The 260-nt window shown below is 42.7% G+C and carries 1 pseudogene; it reads right to left on the minus strand.

The features are described from left to right. Positions 1 to 260 (minus strand): annotated as a pseudogene (locus R2R70_RS21180) (phenazine biosynthesis protein PhzF); the annotation flags it as partial.

Below are 260 nucleotides of genomic sequence, written 5' to 3' on the forward strand. Positions count from 1 at the left end.
GCCACCGCTGGCAGGCCAAAAATAACGAGAAACAAAATCGTATTCATCACTAGACGCAGTGGCAACTACATCGTGTGGCGCTAGCGTTTTTAAGAGTTCCGAGTCGGTATTTAAGCTCTTTACTTGCTTAGCCGATTCATAAACAGCAAAGTAAGCTTGACGATTTTTAAGTACCTTAATAGGTTGTATAGACAAGCCATTTAACAGTGCCTGTGGCGGGTTTTTAACCTCTACAGGTGCTTGTTTAGGGAATGTCATAG

The organism is Cobetia sp. SIMBA_158 (assembly GCF_046566945.1).
Taxonomy (GTDB): Bacteria; Pseudomonadota; Gammaproteobacteria; order Pseudomonadales; family Halomonadaceae; genus Cobetia; species Cobetia amphilecti.